Annotated in this window: 15 protein-coding genes, 1 tRNA gene and 1 pseudogene; 9 read left to right on the forward strand and 8 right to left on the reverse strand. The window is 44.3% G+C overall.

Features of this window, described 5'->3' with window-relative positions:
- Positions 1-272: 272 nt before the first annotated feature.
- From WDV75_RS15700 to WDV75_RS15710, 3 genes are all read left to right on the forward strand, one after another.
- On the forward strand, positions 273-1,340 hold the full coding sequence (locus WDV75_RS15700) for a PfkB family carbohydrate kinase (protein WP_273570447.1): 1,068 nt from the start codon (positions 273-275) through the stop codon (positions 1,338-1,340).
- 232 nt (positions 1,341-1,572) lie between these two features.
- The gene (locus WDV75_RS15705) at positions 1,573-2,439 is read left to right on the forward strand and encodes a DUF817 domain-containing protein (protein ID WP_273570446.1); all 867 of its coding nucleotides are present in this window, start codon (positions 1,573-1,575) and stop codon (positions 2,437-2,439) included.
- 86 nt (positions 2,440-2,525) lie between these two features.
- Entirely contained in the window at positions 2,526-2,651 is a 126-nt protein-coding gene (locus WDV75_RS15710) for a CbrC family protein (RefSeq protein ID WP_273570445.1), read from the forward strand.
- 40 nt (positions 2,652-2,691) lie between these two features.
- Here the strand turns inward: WDV75_RS15710 and WDV75_RS15715 are convergent.
- The 6 genes from WDV75_RS15715 to xerD all read right to left on the reverse strand — a co-directional run bounded on the left by WDV75_RS15715 (position 2,692) and on the right by xerD (position 9,166).
- Positions 2,692-2,765: transfer RNA gene (locus WDV75_RS15715), tRNA-Gly, on the reverse strand.
- A 171-nt stretch (positions 2,766-2,936) separates the two neighbouring features.
- On the reverse strand, positions 2,937-4,457 hold the full coding sequence (gene lysS / locus WDV75_RS15720) for a lysine--tRNA ligase (protein WP_273570444.1): 1,521 nt from the start codon (positions 4,455-4,457) through the stop codon (positions 2,937-2,939).
- Between the two features lie 9 nt (positions 4,458-4,466).
- Positions 4,467-5,565 (reverse strand): peptide chain release factor 2 gene (gene prfB / locus WDV75_RS15725; protein ID WP_189760350.1). Its coding sequence is split into 2 segments (ribosomal slippage): positions 4,467-5,489 and positions 5,491-5,565, totalling 1,098 coding nucleotides; the frame shifts between segments, so codons are not numbered across the junction.
- A gap of 135 nt (positions 5,566-5,700) precedes the next feature.
- Positions 5,701-7,434 carry a single-stranded-DNA-specific exonuclease RecJ gene (recJ, locus tag WDV75_RS15730; RefSeq protein WP_273570443.1) on the reverse strand — a complete coding sequence of 578 codons (1,734 nt, stop codon included), beginning with the start codon at positions 7,432-7,434 and terminating at the stop codon, positions 5,701-5,703.
- A 70-nt stretch (positions 7,435-7,504) separates the two neighbouring features.
- Entirely contained in the window at positions 7,505-8,206 is a 702-nt protein-coding gene (gene dsbC, locus WDV75_RS15735) for a bifunctional protein-disulfide isomerase/oxidoreductase DsbC (protein WP_273570442.1), read from the reverse strand.
- A gap of 33 nt (positions 8,207-8,239) precedes the next feature.
- On the reverse strand, positions 8,240-9,166 hold the full coding sequence (gene xerD, locus WDV75_RS15740; protein WP_273570441.1) for a site-specific tyrosine recombinase XerD: 927 nt from the start codon (positions 9,164-9,166) through the stop codon (positions 8,240-8,242).
- Positions 9,167-9,291: 125 nt separating this feature from the next.
- On the opposite strand from xerD, the gene fldB reads away from it, so the two are divergent.
- The gene (gene fldB, locus WDV75_RS15745; protein WP_189760353.1) at positions 9,292-9,810 is read left to right on the forward strand and encodes a flavodoxin FldB; all 519 of its coding nucleotides are present in this window, start codon (positions 9,292-9,294) and stop codon (positions 9,808-9,810) included.
- A gap of 3 nt (positions 9,811-9,813) precedes the next feature.
- Here fldB and WDV75_RS15750 read toward each other — a convergent pair whose 3' ends face one another.
- Positions 9,814-10,236 carry a protein YgfX gene (locus WDV75_RS15750; RefSeq protein ID WP_273570440.1) on the reverse strand — a complete coding sequence of 141 codons (423 nt, stop codon included), beginning with the start codon at positions 10,234-10,236 and terminating at the stop codon, positions 9,814-9,816.
- Positions 10,217-10,483, reverse strand: a complete 267-nt coding sequence (sdhE, locus tag WDV75_RS15755; protein ID WP_273570439.1) for an FAD assembly factor SdhE — start codon at positions 10,481-10,483, stop codon at positions 10,217-10,219. The genes WDV75_RS15750 and sdhE overlap by 20 nt, the downstream gene beginning before the upstream one ends.
- A 250-nt stretch (positions 10,484-10,733) precedes the next feature.
- Here sdhE and ygfZ point away from each other — a divergent pair, with 250 nt between their 5' ends.
- The 5 genes and pseudogenes from ygfZ to WDV75_RS15780 all read left to right on the forward strand — a co-directional run bounded on the left by ygfZ (position 10,734) and on the right by WDV75_RS15780 (position 17,776).
- Positions 10,734-11,735: a tRNA-modifying protein YgfZ gene (gene ygfZ, locus WDV75_RS15760; RefSeq protein WP_273570438.1), complete on the forward strand. Its 1,002-nt coding sequence runs from the start codon at positions 10,734-10,736 to the stop codon at positions 11,733-11,735.
- A gap of 16 nt (positions 11,736-11,751) precedes the next feature.
- Positions 11,752-12,357 (forward strand): HD domain-containing protein, encoded by a 606-nt coding sequence (locus tag WDV75_RS15765; RefSeq protein ID WP_273570437.1) that lies wholly within the window; start codon positions 11,752-11,754, stop codon positions 12,355-12,357.
- A 442-nt stretch (positions 12,358-12,799) separates the two neighbouring features.
- Positions 12,800-14,542, forward strand: a complete 1,743-nt coding sequence (locus tag WDV75_RS15770; RefSeq protein ID WP_273570436.1) for a type VI secretion system baseplate subunit TssF — start codon at positions 12,800-12,802, stop codon at positions 14,540-14,542.
- A gap of 12 nt (positions 14,543-14,554) precedes the next feature.
- Positions 14,555-16,565, forward strand: a pseudogene (tssI, locus tag WDV75_RS15775) (type VI secretion system tip protein TssI/VgrG).
- Positions 16,565-17,776 carry a DUF4123 domain-containing protein gene (locus WDV75_RS15780; protein ID WP_273570435.1) on the forward strand — a complete coding sequence of 404 codons (1,212 nt, stop codon included), beginning with the start codon at positions 16,565-16,567 and terminating at the stop codon, positions 17,774-17,776. The pseudogene tssI and the gene WDV75_RS15780 overlap by 1 nt, the downstream one beginning before the upstream one ends.
- Positions 17,777-17,781 lie beyond the last annotated feature (5 nt).

Consider the following 17,781-nt stretch of genomic DNA (forward strand, 5'->3'; position numbering starts at 1 on the left):
TTGTAGTTTCCATAAATTAACCCAACATACTGATTTAAAAGAAGTTATAACAGGATAAAATATAGTTTACTCACTTGATGTATTTAGTTACCTGATTCTTCTGAATTTTTCAGCATAATATTCGAGATATACATCACATTTTTATGTCATTTGCTGGCTTTACTAATCTTACGATCATATTCTCATAATGAAAAAGAAATATAAAAATAGCCTTTACTGTCTGTCAGACATGAAATAAAACATCAGAACAAAAAAACAACCAAAGGTATGATATGTCAAAAAGGGAAAACCAGATATTGCAACTTCTAAAGCGTGATCCTTTCATTCAGCAACAAGAAATTGCTGATATTCTCGGAATCAGTCGCTCATGTGTTGCGGGACATATTATGAACCTAAGTAAAAAAGGTTATATTAAAGGCAAAGGGTATATTTTATCTAACGATGTTTATACTGTGACTATTGGTGCAGCGAATATAGATTTAACAAGTTATACCTCAGCCAAATTAATTTATGAAGATTCCAACCCAGGGAAAATTATTTCTACACCAGGCGGCGTAGGGAGAAATATCGCTCAAAATATTGCGCTATTAAAAAATGAAAGTTATTTAATTTCCGTTATCGGTAATGATGCCAATGGCAATGCCCTGTTTGATCATACAAAATTGGCTGGTGTTAATGTTAACTATTTCTATAAATTAGAGGGTGAAAAAACGTCAATTTGCAACTCTGTTATCGATGAAAATGGGAAATGTATTGTTACTGTTAATGATATGAGCATTCTGGAAAAATTAACCCCTACGTTATTATCTCAAGCTAAATCTTTAATTCAGCATGCTAATGTGTTAGTGATTGACTGTAATTTAACTGAAGAAGCCCTAAAATGGCTATTTAATCATTCCGGTAATGTGCCAATTTTTGTTGACACGGTTTCAAGATCCAAAGCAGCCAAAATTCGCCATTTTCTATCGCAGATTCATACCTTAAAACCCAACCGAACTGAAGCAGAAATCCTTAGCGGCATAAAAATTGAAACTCAAAAAGATGCCGCTGTTGCGGCACACTGGTTTCATCAACATGGCGTCCAGCGCTTAATTTTGAGTATGGATGCAGAAGGTGTTTATTACAGTGAAATGGATAATACATCAGGATGTTCAAGTGCAATCAATACCCATATTGTTAATGCCAATGGTGCGGGTGATGCTATGATGGCAGGCCTTGTACATTGTTGGTTAGAAGGCATGGAACTGAAAGACAGTGTTCGTTTTGCACAGCAATGTTCAGCACTAACACTCTCTTCGGAAGATATTGAAATACTCCCTAAGAATCGTATGTATTTTTGAACGACAAAATTAAAATCCCCTGATATCAAACACTGGCTTCATCATTCCTATCACACCTGTCAGGCCGAAAGTAAAGGGCAACTCATTGATCTCACCATGGATAAGCCAGATATTCATATACCGTCCTGGCATTACATATCAACATTAATGCTATTTCTTGCTAGAATCTGCGGCGTGAAATCAGCATTATCATAATGAATTAACAACAAATAAGACCAACAGGGTTAATTAAATGGAAAGTATGAGCCAGAAACTAAATGTTCTGCGTAAAATTGATAACGTCTTAATGGATCATAAGCCCAATAACAGCACAGGTATTAAACGATTTATTTTAGAGTTTCTTTTCTTTGGATTGATTAATGCACGCTCGTGCTTATTTGCTGGTTTCTTTTTTTTGGCTTTATTTTTGGTTCCCGCAAAAGGCATCATGGGTATACCACGTTATGATGTACTATTAGTATTCGCAGTAACCTTTCAAGCATTTCTAATACAATCAAAACTCGAAACATGGGATGAATTGAAAGCGATCTGTGTCTTCCACTTAGTTGGTTTTATAATGGAACTATTTAAAACGTCAGCATCTATTAGTTCATGGCAATACCCTGATGCTGCGTTTACTAAGCTTTGGGGTGTCCCACTATTTACAGGTTTTATGTATGCGGCCGTGGGGAGTTACATTATACAGTCATGGCGCTTTTTTAAGGTACGGATTGAGCATTACCCACCGTATTGGATGGCAACGCTGGTGGCAGTGGCAATTTATATTAATTTCTTTAGTCATCACTATATTGATGATTATCGCTGGTATTTAACTGCTTTTATTTTCGGTTTGTATGCACGTGGTACTGTTTTTTATACGCCGTTGGATAAAGAACGCAAAATGCCTCTCTTACTTGCTTTTATACTGATTGGTTTTTTTATTTGGTTGGCAGAAAACTTCGGTACCTTTTTTGGGATCTGGCAATACCCGAATCAATTAGGCGCTTGGTCTGTTGTTCATGCAGGAAAATGGGGAGCATGGTCATTATTAGTGGTTGTGACCTTTACGATTGTCGTTCACCTTAAACATATCAAAGCAAGTGTGGCAATTGCCCGTTAATACAGAAATATCCCTTTTTGATGCATAACGGTATGAAACGATATCATCATCAGGGGAATCAGGATCTAAATATATAAGGAGCCAATATGGCACTGAATAAAAAAGCATTACCCGTTTTCAAATATCATCCAGACCCCATTGGAACAGAGGCTTTTTCTACCGATAAAACAGTTAAATGTGATTGTTGCCATCAACCGACCGATATTTATTGATTTAATTATATTTTATAATTGACTATAAGAGAAGTGTATTTGGAGCGAGTGAAGGGAATCGAACCCTCGTATAGAGCTTGGGAAGCTCTCGTTCTACCATTGAACTACACTCGCATCAACGAAGTGATGGCGTTAAATATATACCTCTTACTAAATCTCAGCAAGTAGTATATCGTTAATATTTGTCTATATTTCAGTCAGTTGTTTAAGCTTTTTTGATGTATGTAAAAAAACGCTGTCTGGTTAACCGGACAGCGCTTTTAGCTGGTTTTAATCGAGAAACGATTATTTATGCGTATGTGGACGCATTGCCGGGAACAGGATAACATCACGGATGGTGTGGCTGTCAGTAAACAACATCACCATACGGTCGATACCAATCCCTAAGCCTGCTGTTGGCGGCAAGCCGTGCTCCAACGCAGTAATGTAGTCTTCATCGTAGAACATCGCTTCGTCATCACCCTGATCTTTCTGGCGAACCTGCTCTGCAAAACGTTCTGCTTGATCTTCCGCGTCGTTCAGCTCCGAGAAGCCATTACCAATTTCACGGCCACCAATGAAGAATTCAAAACGATCAGTAATGAATGGGTTATCATCGTTACGGCGTGCCAACGGAGAAACTTCTGCCGGATATTCTGTAATGAACGTCGGCTGAATCAGATGGCTTTCCGCGGTTTCTTCAAAGATTTCACACTGAATACGGCCTAAGCCCCAGCCCTTTTCAACGTCAATACCCAAGGATTTCGCGATAGCAACCGCTTTGTCCATATCATCCAAATCTGCCATGTTGGTTTCTGGACGATATTTGCAGATCGCTTCTTTCATGGTCATCTTGGCAAAAGGCTGACCAAAATCAAATTCCTGTTCGCCGTATTTCACCGATGTTGTACCCAGTACTTCTTGAGTCAGGGTACGGAACAGTTCTTCAGTCAGTACGATCAGATCCTGATAATCCGCGTAAGCCATATAGAGTTCCATCATAGTGAACTCTGGGTTGTGGCGCGGAGAAACACCTTCATTACGGAAGTTACGGTTAATTTCGAAAACACGCTCAAAACCACCGACGACTAAACGTTTCAGATACAGTTCTGGCGCAATACGCAGGTACATGTCGATATCCAACGCGTTATGGTGCGTAATGAATGGACGCGCACTTGCACCACCAGGGATCGCCTGCATCATTGGCGTTTCAACTTCCATAAAACCTTTTTGGATCATGAAGCTGCGTAATGCCGACATCACGCGGGAACGGATCTGGAATGCCTTGCGTGATTCATCGTTCGAGATCAGATCCAAATAACGCTGACGATAGCGAGTTTCCTGATCCGCCAAGCCGTGGAATTTATCCGGCAGTGGGCGCAATGCCTTAGTCAGCAAACGCAACTCAGTACAATGGATAGAAAGTTCACCCGTTTGGGTTTTGAACAGCTTACCGCGCGCACCTAAAATGTCACCTAAATCCCATTTCTTGAACTGAGTGTTGTAAATGCCTTCCGGCAGGTCATCACGGGAAACATAGATCTGAATGCGCCCCCCCATGTCTTGCAGGGTGGCAAAAGAGGCTTTACCCATGATACGACGTGTCATCATGCGACCAGCAACAGTCACTTCGATGTCAAGCGCTTCCAATTCTTCCTTGGTCTTGTCATCGTATTTAGCATGTAGATCTACGGAAATGTTTTCGCGACGAAAATCATTTGGGAAAGCAATGCCGTTGCTGCGCAAGGCAGCCAGTTTTTCACGGCGTGTTTTCAGTTCGTTATTTAAATCAGGAGCCTGTTCAGCACCTTGTTGTTGTTGTGACATTTTAGTTCCTCATAGGCCAGCTTTTAAACTTGCTTCAATGAATTTGTCCAGATCCCCATCTAGCACAGATTGAGTATTGCGGGTTTCTACACCAGTACGCAAATCCTTAATGCGAGAATCATCCAAAACGTAAGAGCGAATCTGGCTCCCCCAACCAATGTCCGATTTGTTATCTTCCATTGCTTGTTTATCTGCATTCTTCTTCTGCATTTCCAGTTCGTACAGTTTCGCTTTCAACTGCTTCATCGCCTGGTCTTTGTTTTTATGCTGAGAACGGTCTGTCTGACATTGGGTTACAATACCTGTCGGTACGTGGGTGATACGTACTGCAGATTCGGTTTTGTTAACGTGCTGACCACCAGCACCAGAGGCACGGTATACATCAATGCGTAAATCAGCTGGATTGATTTCGATATCAATATCATCATCCACTTCTGGATAGATAAAGGCAGAACTGAATGATGTATGGCGACGACCACCTGAATCGAAAGGACTTTTACGTACTAAGCGATGAACGCCCGTCTCTGTACGCAACCAACCGTAAGCATATTCACCCATAATTTTGATGGTGGCAGATTTCAAACCCGCAACATCACCATCAGATTCTTCAATAATTTCTGTCTTAAAGCCTTTGGATTCTGCCCAACGCAGGTACATACGCATCAACATGCTGGCCCAATCCTGCGCTTCTGTACCGCCAGATCCCGCCTGAAGATCCAGATAGCAGTTTGCACTGTCATATTGGCCAGAAAACATGCGACGGAATTCCAGTTGGCCCAGCTTCTCTTCCAGCTGTTCCAACTCAGCGACGGCTTCATTGAAGGTTTCTTCGTCATCAGCTTCAACGGCCAGTTCCAGCAGGCCGTTCACATCTTCCAATCCCTGAGTCAGCTGATCAATGGTTTCTACGATGCTTTCAAGTGATGAACGCTCTTTACCCAACGCCTGTGCCCGTTCCGGTTCATTCCAGACATCAGGCTGTTCGAGTTCAGCATTGACTTCTTCTAAACGTTCTTTCTTGGCATCATAGTCAAAGATACCCCCTCAGAACTGCTGTCCGCTCAGACAGGTCCTGAATGTGATTTTTTACCGGATTAATTTCAAACATATTTCGTGTCTTATACGTTGTGTATTATGAATAAACGATGGTCGCATGGATATTTTCGAACCGTGCATTGTAACGGATCTATCAAGGGGTTCATACCCTTCACCTTTTTAAATGCAACTGGAAACCTAAGTTCATTCAATAGGGCCAAATATGCTGGATCAAAAGCTGAACATCACGATTACCACGAAATTCGTTAATATCCAGTTTATAGGCCAATTCTACTGTTTTGATACTATTATCCGGCCAGCAACTGACATCAATATTAAATGCAATGCCATCTAACATTGGTCCACCATTTAAGGGTTCCAGCATGACTTTCAGGTGCTTTTCACCCACAATACGCTGTTGCAGTAGTTTGAATTTGCCATCAAAAACCGGTTCCGCAAATGCCTGCCCCCACGGACCACCATCACGTAGAATTTCAGCCACTTCCAACGATAACTCTTCCAATGCTAATTCGCCGTCGCTCCAAATCACACCTTCAAGTTGGGCTATATCCATCCAGTCAGCGACCAGTTCGGAAAAATAGCGCTGAAAAAGATCAAATTTGTCTTGTTCAATCGACAATCCCGCTGCCATCGCATGACCACCAAATTTCAACATCAGTCCTGGATGCAGAGTATCAAGACGTTCAAGTGCATCTCGCATATGTAAACCATTTACGGAACGCCCAGAGCCTTTCAAAGTGCCATCACCTGCCGGAGCAAAAGCAATGACTGGGCGATGGAAACGCTCTTTAATACGTGATGCCAAAATGCCCACAACCCCCTGATGCCATTCGGGATGGTAAATGGCTAATCCGTAAGGTAGCTGGGTATGGGTTCGCTCGATTTTATCGCAGATCTGCAAGGCTTCTTGCTGCATACCTTGTTCGATTTCCCGACGGGTTTGGTTCAGGCCATCCAACTCGCAAGCAATCTGGCGGGCTTGCGCCATGTCATCAGTCAGTAATAATGCCACCCCAACGGACATATCATCCAGACGTCCGGCGGCATTTAAGCGTGGCCCCAACGCAAATCCCAAATCACTGGCGGCCAATTTTGTCGCTTCCCGTTTGGAAACTTCGAGCAGCGCCCGTATTCCCGCACAGCAACGCCCTGCCCGAATGCGATTGAGTCCTTGATATACCAGAATGCGATTATTGGTATCGAGGGGAACCACGTCAGCCACTGTACCTAATGCCACTAAATCCAGCAGTTCCGCCAAATTGGGTAATGGAATACCTTGTTGCTCAAACCATGCCAGTTTGCGCAATTCAGCCCTGAGTGCAGACATCAGATAAAATGCAACACCAACCCCTGCCAACGCCTTAGAAGGAAAAGCGCAGTCAACTAAATTAGGATTGATAATGGCATCTGCGGCTGGTAATGTTTCGCCCGGTAAATGGTGATCTGTGACGATCACCTTGATGCCATGTTGATGTGCCACGGCTACACCATCATGGGATGAGATCCCATTATCCACGGTGATAATCAGATCTGCGCTTCTTTTGACAACTTCATCAACCACCTGAGCGCTTAATCCATAACCATCTTCAAAACGGTTTGGCACAAGATAATCAAGGTTGCGATATCCCATGGCCCGCAAAGCGCGGATGCTCAAAGCGGTACTGGTTGCTCCATCTGCATCAAAATCGCCAACTACCACGATGTGCCAATGTTCATGTAATGCAGTGACCAATAGGGTAACAGCCTGCTCAATACCATTGAGGGATTGATAATTGAGGAGTCCCTTTGCACTACGCTCCAGTTCACCAGCTTGCTGTATGCCACGCATAGCATATAAACGGCGCAATAACGGATGGATATCGTTGGGAAGATGGCCAGGATCCGCCACCGGTCGGCGGCGGAGTTGTATTTTTCTACTCACAGTTTCTTATTCACTGATTTTTTATTCACGAGTTTTTGTATTTACTGAATGGGAACATCAACTATTTCAATTAGTTGCCATGATGTTCCAACGCAGCCAGTAAATCTTTTGGTGACAAATAACCACCGAGCACACTGCCATCTTTTAAGACGATCGCCGGTGTGCCCTGAACACCAAACTGCAAGCCTAACTGATATTGTTTAGCAATATCTGTTTTACACTCTTTAATTGGAGAGATATTTTCTCCTTTGAAAGCGGCATTCAGTGACTTATTCGGTGTTGCACTGCACCAAATAGACTGCATATCTTTAGCTGACTGGTGTTGCAAACCATGACGAGGAAACGCCAGGTAACGAACAGTAATCCCCAATTCGTTGTATTCTTGCATACTCTCATGCAATTTACGGCAATAGCCACAGGTAATATCAGTAAAAACAGTAACAACATGTTTTTCTTTTGGCGCTTTGTAAATAATCATTTGATTTTTCAAAGCTTCCAATTTTTTAACCAGAACCTTATTGCTGATATTTTGGGGTACTTTGCCACTAACATCATAAAGTGGCCCTTGTAACAGATACTTACCATCATCCGACAGGTAAATAATGCCATGCTCAGTTAAAATTGAACTCACACCGGGTAGTGGTGATGGCGTGATACTTTCTGCCTTAATTCCCATTTTAGACAATGTGTTATTGATAGCACTCTCATCAGCAAAGGCATTGCTGGCAACAGCAGTCAACAGTAATGAAAGGCAAAACGCGATCTTCTTCATTATTTGTTCCTTTATTTTCACTTAATCCCGCAGTTACCCACGGGGGTGATGTTGTTGATGCAGCACTTTGAGACGTTCGGTGGCTACATGGGTGTAAATCTGAGTTGTGGAGAGGTCACTATGGCCTAGTAACATCTGCACAACACGTAAGTCTGCACCATGATTAAGTAAATGTGTTGCAAAAGCATGGCGTAAGACATGGGGTGACAAGCGTTCAGCATCAATACTTGCCAATACAGCATAGTGTTTGATCCGATGCCAGAACGTCTGGCGTGTCATCTGTGTTCCGCGCTTACTGGGGAAAAATACATCAGATACAGAACCATTTAATAGCCACGGGCGTCCATATTCCAGATATTTTTCCAGCCAATAAACAGCCTCTTCTCCCAAAGGAACCAATCTTTCCTTATTGCCCTTACCCACAATTCTGATCACTCCCTGGCGTAAGCTCACATCAGATAAGGTCAGGCCAACCAGTTCTGAAACTCGCAATCCGCAAGCATAAAGCACTTCCAGCATGGCTTTATCTCGCAATTCGAGTGGTTGGTCAACCAAAGGCGCGTTTAGCAAATCCTCAACTTGTTTTTCACTTAAATCCTTGGGCAGACGTTTAGGCAATTTAGGCGCAGATAATAATGCGGTTGGATCATCTTCCCGCATTCTTTCACGATATAGATACTGAAACAACCGCCGCATTGCACTCAACAAGCGGGCTGAACTACTGGCTTTATAACCGCCATCTACTCGCTCAGCTAAAAACGACTGTAATTCTATCGGCTGTACTGAAAGTAAATCGTGATCATAATGCATCAACCAATTGTTCAAAGCTTGTAAATCAAGCCGATAAGAAGCCAGGGTGTTTTCGGCCAGATCTTTTTCCAGCCAGATGGTATCGAGAAATTGCTCTATCAGGGGATTAGCCGATGGGTGTTTATCTAATAGGTTATGTTTTTTTGGCATTATTTCTCTTTATTCCTTCTTTCTGTCTGCCTATCTGTGCCTTCCAATCGGGCTATTATGCCTGAAAAAGCAATTATTCTGTTACAATACCGATCTTGATATTCGAAATTCCCTGATAACTAATGATGAAAATTGGTCTCTTTTACGGCTCCAGTACCTGCTATACAGAAATGGTAGCAGAAAAAATACGCGATATACTCGGTGAAGATCTGATCGACCTGCACGATGTCAAGGATTGTGATCCCTGCTTGATGGAAGAATATTCTGTCCTGATCCTCGGTATCCCGACTTGGGATTTCGGCGAATTACAGGAGGATTGGCAGGCTATTTGGGATCAACTTCCCTCGTTAGATCTGGCAGGAAAAATCGTTGCTATGTATGGCATGGGTGATCAGATCGATTATGGCGAGTGGTTTCTGGATGCATTGGGAATGCTGTATCACCATCTGCTACCAACGGGTGTACAGTTTATAGGGTTTTGGCCAACAGACGGTTATGAATTTACCAGCCCGAAACCGTTGTCCGAAGATGGCAAACATTTTGTCGGGCTGGCTCTGGATGATGTGAACCAATTCGAACAAACAGATGAGCGCTTAGGCGAATGGTGTATGCAGATATTGTCTGAAATGGAAGCGTTGTTTTAGCCATCATGACCGTCCAGGGTATTGGCGCATCAATTGATTCAAATGACGCCAGGCCGCAGGCGATATACTATCTGATGCTATCCATAACCGAACGCACCTATTTTCTGCCTGACTAAATGCACGGAGCATAACCACCATTCCATAGCGATGGAACCACGGGGGCTGAGCGATACGCCAGGCAGCTTTTTGCCAATGCACTTTGTTGCCTTCGAACAGTACCAACCTGCCCTGACACTGCCGGATATTTTTCTGGCTCCACGTCCAACTGCTTATAACGATAGCAAACAGTGGAAACCAGAAAAATAAAAGCCCCAAAAAAGCAGGCCAGGGTGCCAGCAAAGCAGCAATTGCGACTGCACCATGTACGCCCGTGGAAAACAGGCGAGTCTGGCGAGACGCCCTTAATTTATTGTTCCACAGGACCACGGGCTTGGTTTCTGCTCTGGATCAATTTCACCATATGATACAGTTCATCATCTTCGGGCTGTCCATGATTCATCAACCAATTGAAAAGGTCAGGATCAGGGCACTCCAGCAAACGAACGAAAATCCGTTTGTCATCATCACCCAATGAATCATATTCATATTCAAAAAATGGCATGATAGAAATATCCAGTTCACGCATTCCACGACGACATGCCCAGTGAATACGTGCTTTATTCTCAATATCCATGTTTAAAAAGCCTCTTTATCATTTTCATTCGTGCCATTAAGACGGTAAGCAGATTATCAACGATTCTGGGCTGTTTTTCATCATCTGCCTCGGTGAGATCACAAGATATATCGACAAGATGCGAAGCCTATCGCAACAAATTGACCATGCATGCCTTATCTGTAAATAACAAGCATAATCCCTTTGCATTAAACCGCATCTCTTTTACCATTAGTGTTATTTCTTAGTTAGTTTACTGGCAGGAGCTGCTATGACTTACCACACACCGTTTTCTGCACAAGATCCATCCCCTTCGGCAACACTACCACTGACTTTAATTTCCCTTGATGATTGGGGGATAGTGACAGCCATAGGCGCTGATGCGAAGAAGTATCTGCAAGGTCAGATTACGGCCGATCTGACTTCCCTGAATGATAACCAGCACGTATTAACTGCCCATTGTGATGCCAAGGGCAAGATGTGGAGTAACTTACGCCTGTTTCAGCGTGGTGAAGGTTTTGCCTATATTGAACGCCGTTCATTGTTGGAAACCCAATTAACCGAATTGAAAAAGTATGCTGTGTTTTCCAAAGTAACACTTGCCAAAGATGAAGCAAATATCTTGCTCGGTGTTGCTGGCACAGGAAGCCGGGAAGCGCTGACTCCCCTCTTTCCAACCCTGCCTGATACTGAGTCTCCTGTTATCCAACACGAAGCTACCACCCTCCTCCACTTTGCCCTTCCCGCTGAACGTTTCCTTATCGTCACGGACAAAACAACTGCCGCTAAATTAACCGAAACGTTAATCGCAGCATGTCAACCGCAGTTGAATGACAGCCAGCAATGGCTGGCGTTGGAAATTGAAGCCGGGTTCCCAGTGATTGATGCTGCCAGCAGCGCACAATTTATTCCACAGGCCACCAACCTGCAAGCAATCGAAAATAGTATCTGCTTCAAGAAAGGCTGTTATACCGGTCAGGAAATGGTAGCCAGAGCCAAATATCGTGGGGCAAACAAGCGAGCCATGTACTGGCTGGCAGGTAATGCCACTTCCCTGCCGGCTGTTGGCGATGATTTGGAATGGCAATTGGGCGAGAAATGGCGTCGAACCGGTTCAGTATTGGCGGCAGTCAAACTGGTTGATGGCGCAATCTGGGTACAAGTGGTCATGAATAATGATATGGAAGCAGGGAGTGTATTTCGTATTCGCGATGATGAAAGTAGTACTCTTACCATTCAAACATTGCCTTATTCACTAGACGAAGAAAAATAACTATTGAGGTTTTTGTATGTCATTAGCTGTACCTCCTGTTGATTTCGGCCCTTTTACCGATGTCATTGCGTTTCTTATGGAACTGGATCAATTAAAATATGTCCATCGCAAGACCAAGTTATTGAATAATACGCGCCATGAAAACTCCGCTGAACATAGCTGGCATTTTGCCATTGCTGTGCTTGGCTTTGCTCCTTATGCCGGAGATGTGGATATTAACCGAGTCATGCAGATGGCTTTAATTCATGACATTGTTGAGATCGATACGGGTGATGTTATCGCGTTCGATCTGGCTGCCCGTGAAGCCATTCACGAACATGAAGTGAAAGCAGCTAACCGTATTTTTGGCTTACTGCCGGAAACCCAGAGAAAATATTTTCTGGAACTGTGGCACGAATACGAAGATGCCATCACGCCAGAAGCGCGTTTTGCTAAAACCCTCGATAGAATTATGCCGGTATTTATGAACTTGCATAACCAAGGACAGAGTTGGGTCGAAAATAATATTCGCTTTGAGCAAGCTTACAACCTGCTCCACTTTGTTTCCGAAAGTTATCCTGAATTATGGAAATACCTGCTGCTACAATTGGAAGCCGCAAAAGAAAAAGGCTGGTTGAAATAATTTTTCGCCTTTTCTCCTCTAAAACAAGCTGTCAGGTACAACTGGCAGCTTTAAAATTCCTCCTTATCTCCTTTCTTAAGCAAAGCTCACGTTACCTGTCAGCTATTCTAAGCGGTTAATCGCGAACGGATAAATTAATCAATTTAGTTTATTAAAACCAAACTAAAACATTATATAATCTAATATTTTCATCATGAATAAATGGAAATAAAGCCACAATATGTCCACTATTTTTCGTTTTGACATATTCCACACAGCGTATATATTAAGCGGCTATTTTTAATTAATAAGAATTTATAAATATATAAACTTACCTGAAATTAATAAATTAAACATATACCCTATCTATTTCAGGATACCAACAATGCTGCCACTTGAAGGACAGGTATATATGCCAAGGGGTTATCCTCATAACATACCGCTTTAAGGAAAGGAGTTAGTAGTGAATCCGTTTGAATATTTTTATCAGTGGGAACTTGATTACTTAAGGCAACTTGCAAAAGCGGCGAGTGAAAACAAGTCACATCTCAGAGATGTCCTCAGTGGCAGAGATCCTGATGCCGAAAGGCTTAATGAGGGCTTTGCTGCTTTGATGGCACGCCTGAATCAAAAAGTGAAGGATGCCTTTCCTGAGTTAACTCAACCATTGTTACAAAAATTGCGCGCACAACCAATAAAAGGTATTCCCGCAACCAGCATTATTCAGTTTGACAGTGAGGCACAAGGGGATTTCGCTTTTTCTATTCCGGTGGGAACAGAAGTTTATACTCATCATCGGCAACCATTTGTAACGTGCCGTGAATGCCCTATTGCGCCTTTGGCATTGGTGTCACGTGAAATTACACATCAGGTACAGACAACCAAAATCACCTTAACATTCCGTTACATCGGCAAAGAAGAAGAGTGGTTGACTCAGCCGATTAATTTGTTCCTGAGCAGTGATGAGCAAGTTGCAGATACCCTGATGCTGGGACTCACGCAATATTATGATGATGCGGAATTACATCATGGTGAGCAAGTTTATAAAGCACACGGCGATCGGTTTGAACCGCTTTCAGGCGCTTCCCGATTGGCTTTATCATCTGCTGTCGGGGATAACTGGGCACCACAGCTATTAATTGAGTCACTTTACCTGCCACATATTAACCAATTTCTGAATCTGCCCTTGCCGACAATGGCAAAGCGATTGAAACTGGCAAAACAACGTGAATTCAGTGTCGTTCTCACGCTGAATACAATCCTGCCTTTGTCTGCGACTCAAATTGAATCAGCATTTCAGCTTCATTGTGTGCCTGTCATAAATATGGCGCGTAACCGACAGGTGACACTCCCTTTTACGCCAGAAACAGCGCGCTATCGCTTACCTCTCATGCCGACTCAAGGTGTTTTGCATATTGCAGGCGTTGAACTGAAAAATGAGCCGAATACAGAAAAAGAAAGCCGTGGAGGTGAATATCTGTTTTATCCGGTCAGCCTCCTGACAGGTATGGATCGCTATCACCCAGAATACGATAAGGCTTGGTTCTATGCGCTTGAAATCAATCAAGATGCACTGGGAAAAATACAGTACGAACTGGTTTTCTATGACAGTAAAGCGGAATTGATGCGTAAACCACCTGAGCATGAATTCATTTGCCATTTTTATGGTTTTGAACAGCATCAGGCACCGCTTGCCTTAGGAGAGATCTGTCTGGCGGGTGAAAATGTTCCCGAAGTATTTCAATTGAAGAATATCACGCCAGCTTCGCAAACATACCCGCCGATCGTTGATAGCCACCGTCATTGGAATTTGTTATCGCACTATTCTAACGGTAGCTATTTATTGGAGATGGTTGCGTCAGTCAGACAACTGTTACTGGACTTTGATCTGTATGCAGAGACTGACCGCACGTCCAGCCGGAATATCCAGCGTATGATCGGTGGGATCACCAATATAGCGGTGAAATGGGGTGACAGATTGCTTCGGGACAGGCCCGTTCGCTGTTTGCTGGTTACCCTGATGCTGGATGAAACCGTTTATACCGATGCCGGCGAAATGTATCGATTCGCCAATTCACTCTATCAATTCTTCCCGTTCTTCCTTGCCCAAGGGACATGGCTACGAATGCGCGTACTCAGCCAACCTTCAGGGACGCAATGGTATCTGTCACCGTCAATGATTCAAGGTTATCGCTCAATTATGTAAGGAGTTTCTGCAATGGATGGATTAGTTTTCACTTGCCAGATAGGTGCACTGCCGCAGACAACATTTCAGGTCGTGGATTTCAGCTTACAAGAAGAGCTATCACAACTGTTTCACCTTTCTATGACCGTCGTCAGCGCTTTTAGCAACGTGGCACTCAATGAACAATTGGGCGCCCAGCGCTTCTCTGACGATTACTCGTGATGGTGTCACGGAGCGAACTATCAATGGTGTTGTGGCTGGCGCTGAGCAAGGAAATACCGATGGGCGACAAACCTATTACACTTTCATTATCCGCCCGGAAATGTGGTTGATGACGCTAAATCAGGATAGCCGGATTTTCCACCATCAATCTGTGCCAGATATCCTTGGACAATTGCTGAAAGAGCATCGTATCAAGGCGGATAACAAGTTTTACAAAGATCACCAGCAACATTCGATACGGGAATATATCACCCAGAAACGCGAATCCGCTTATGAATTCTGGTGCCGACTGGCTGCGGAAGAAGGCATTATGTTCTGGTTCGAAGAGGACAAACTGTTTTACAGCAATTCTCATCTCGGCATGTTGGCGGCATTGACATTGACCTACAACGTACAGGCAAACACGGATAACCGTGATTCAACAGCGTGGCAGTGGAATTACGGTGAATATCTGTGCCCAGATGAAACAATTCACAAAGATAATAATTTTCTTCGACCTTCCTATCCCCTGCAACATCTGGCTGCGTTGGATAATGGCGGGAACCACTCTATCTTTGAAAGTTATGGCCGTTTTCAGAAGGATGCAGAAGGTCGCCCTTTCACCCAATTGCGTTTGGAGCAGTTGCAGAACCAGAGCAAAGTCGGTAAAGCGAAGACCAACTGTATCAAATTAAGGCCCGGCAGGATCTTCGTGCTGCAATCCCACCCGATTACGTCGATGAATGATCGCTGGCAGGTTGTTACTGTCACGCATCATGGACATCAGCCACAAGCTTCTGGGGATGCGGGAGAAGGGACAACATTAACCAATCACGTCACCTTTATTCCGGGCAGGCAGGATTGGCGCCCGCCATTCCGATATAAGCCGCTGGCAGATGGGGATGAAGTAGCAACTGTCGTGGGGCCGGTAGGTGAGGAAATCTACGTTGATAAACATGGTGCTATCAAAGTTCATTTCCATTGGAACCGTTACGATGAAGCGGATGATCGCGCGTCCTGTTGGGTGCGAGTCGCGCAAGGTTGGAATGGTGATGGCTATGGTTTTATGGCCATTCCACGCATCGGTCAGGAAGTGATTATTTCCTATCTGAATGGCGATATTGATCGCCCGATAGTCACGGGTTGTACCTACAATGGCCGCAACCGCCCACCACTGGATCTGCCCGCAGAAAAAACACGCACCACATTTAAAACGCATACCCATAAAGGAGAAGGGTTTAACGAACTGCGCTTTGAAGATGCGAAAGGCAGTGAAGAGATCTACATCCATGCTCAGAAAGACCAGCTTATCCAGATAAACCACGATAAAACCCAGCGTGTCGGTCACGATGAAAGCCACCATGTCCTGAACAACCGCAAACATGAAATCGGCAATGATGAATTTATCCGGATCATGCATGAACAGCATATCCAGATTGATGCTAATCAGTTTGAAACCATCACCAATGATCGCAAAACCTGCATCAACAACAACTGGCAGGAAAATATTTTTGCCGATCACCGGCAAGAAGTGGGGCGGGATAAGACCACCAGAGTCAACAACAACTATACCCTGAATGTGGTCAACAACATCCAGAGTCTGACAAAAGTCCATACCCTACAGGCCAGCGAATCCGTGTTGATCAAAGGCAAGGCGGGATCGATCAAACTGGATGGTTCAGGGGTGACGATCACCGGCAAGATCACCCTGAAAGGGGATGTTTCAGTCACAGGGGGCAGCCCAGGCACGGTGCCATCACTCAGCGGATCAGCTAATGAAGGGTTGGCAATGGCTGAGGACTGCCGGGAAAAAGCCCGTAAGCAGCAGGAGTCATCAGAATAATGTCCTGGATACCCGATTACGCCGAACATTGGGTGGTGGATTATTCCTATGCCACGCAACAAGGCGAACACTTCTCTGCCCAGGCGATTGTCCATGCAACGAGCAAGCCGCAAGCGCTGTCGGCGCTGGCGGAATATATCCTACAGGCAGGACATTCATCGGGGCAATACCAAAGTATTCAGCCGTTGACTGAATACCTTGCTGCCAGCACTTATGTCGAATTGCCGCTATTGCGACAGTTCCGGCTAGGGATGGAGCGGAATGCACAGGTGATTTCGCTGGGTGAACACAATATCAGCGCCCTCTTGCCTGCCGAGCGTGGCGTATTGCAGTTCACTGTCACCCAAACCCTGCCTGCCAGGGAGAGCGGGCAATACCGCTATATGGTGATGGATGCCACAATTTACCGTCGGATCATGGGTAGTTTTATCGTACCTGACCTGATGGTATCTAACCTACGATGGGAAAGCCTGTTTCAGGGGGAAACTCAAATCACTCTCGAAGACAGCGCCCCTTATCTGGTGGAATTAACCGATGACACAACGGTGTACTCTGCCTTTCAGCAAAAGATCACACAACCGAGTACGCCAGAACTGGGTATATTTATCGACAGTGACCAGCCTTTTCCTATGATCCGCAATCACCTGCGCAAATTCACCTATCTGAGAAATGAACAACAGCAATCATGGGTGTTTTACCGCTTCTATGCGCCGCAAGGCTTGCTCCCGTTACTAAAAAGCCTACCGGATGAACAACTGATGCACTTTATGCACCCGATAACGCGGATCGGTTATTTCGATAGCCAGACGGCGCAATACTACGCCCTTTCTTTAGCTGAGAATACCTTGGATCAGGAGAAAACGGCCCCCGTGGCAATTAACCCTTATCTGGTGAACCTATTGGCTGGGCAAACCCAAGAGCGGGCGGTGGCTCAGATAGTGAAATATATTGCAGAAACTCAACCTGAGCTGTCACCAGAACAAAAAAAACAGCTGCCGGCCTTTGTAGTGCAACAGATCAATTTTGCCTGTCTGGCGGGTTTTTCCCATCAGCGTTCCATTTTGCATTTGGTAGCGGGCCGAAGTCTGGCGCGGGATAACGAAGAGCTCTGGCAACGGGCATGGCAACATGCCTGTGCGAAAACCCAGGTGCAAGAGCTGCGTGCACTAATTTGTTATGGATATTGTTTTAAAAACCGGACATTAAGTTGACACAA

The organism is Xenorhabdus griffiniae, from assembly GCF_037265215.1.
Classification (GTDB): domain Bacteria; phylum Pseudomonadota; class Gammaproteobacteria; order Enterobacterales; family Enterobacteriaceae; genus Xenorhabdus; species Xenorhabdus griffiniae.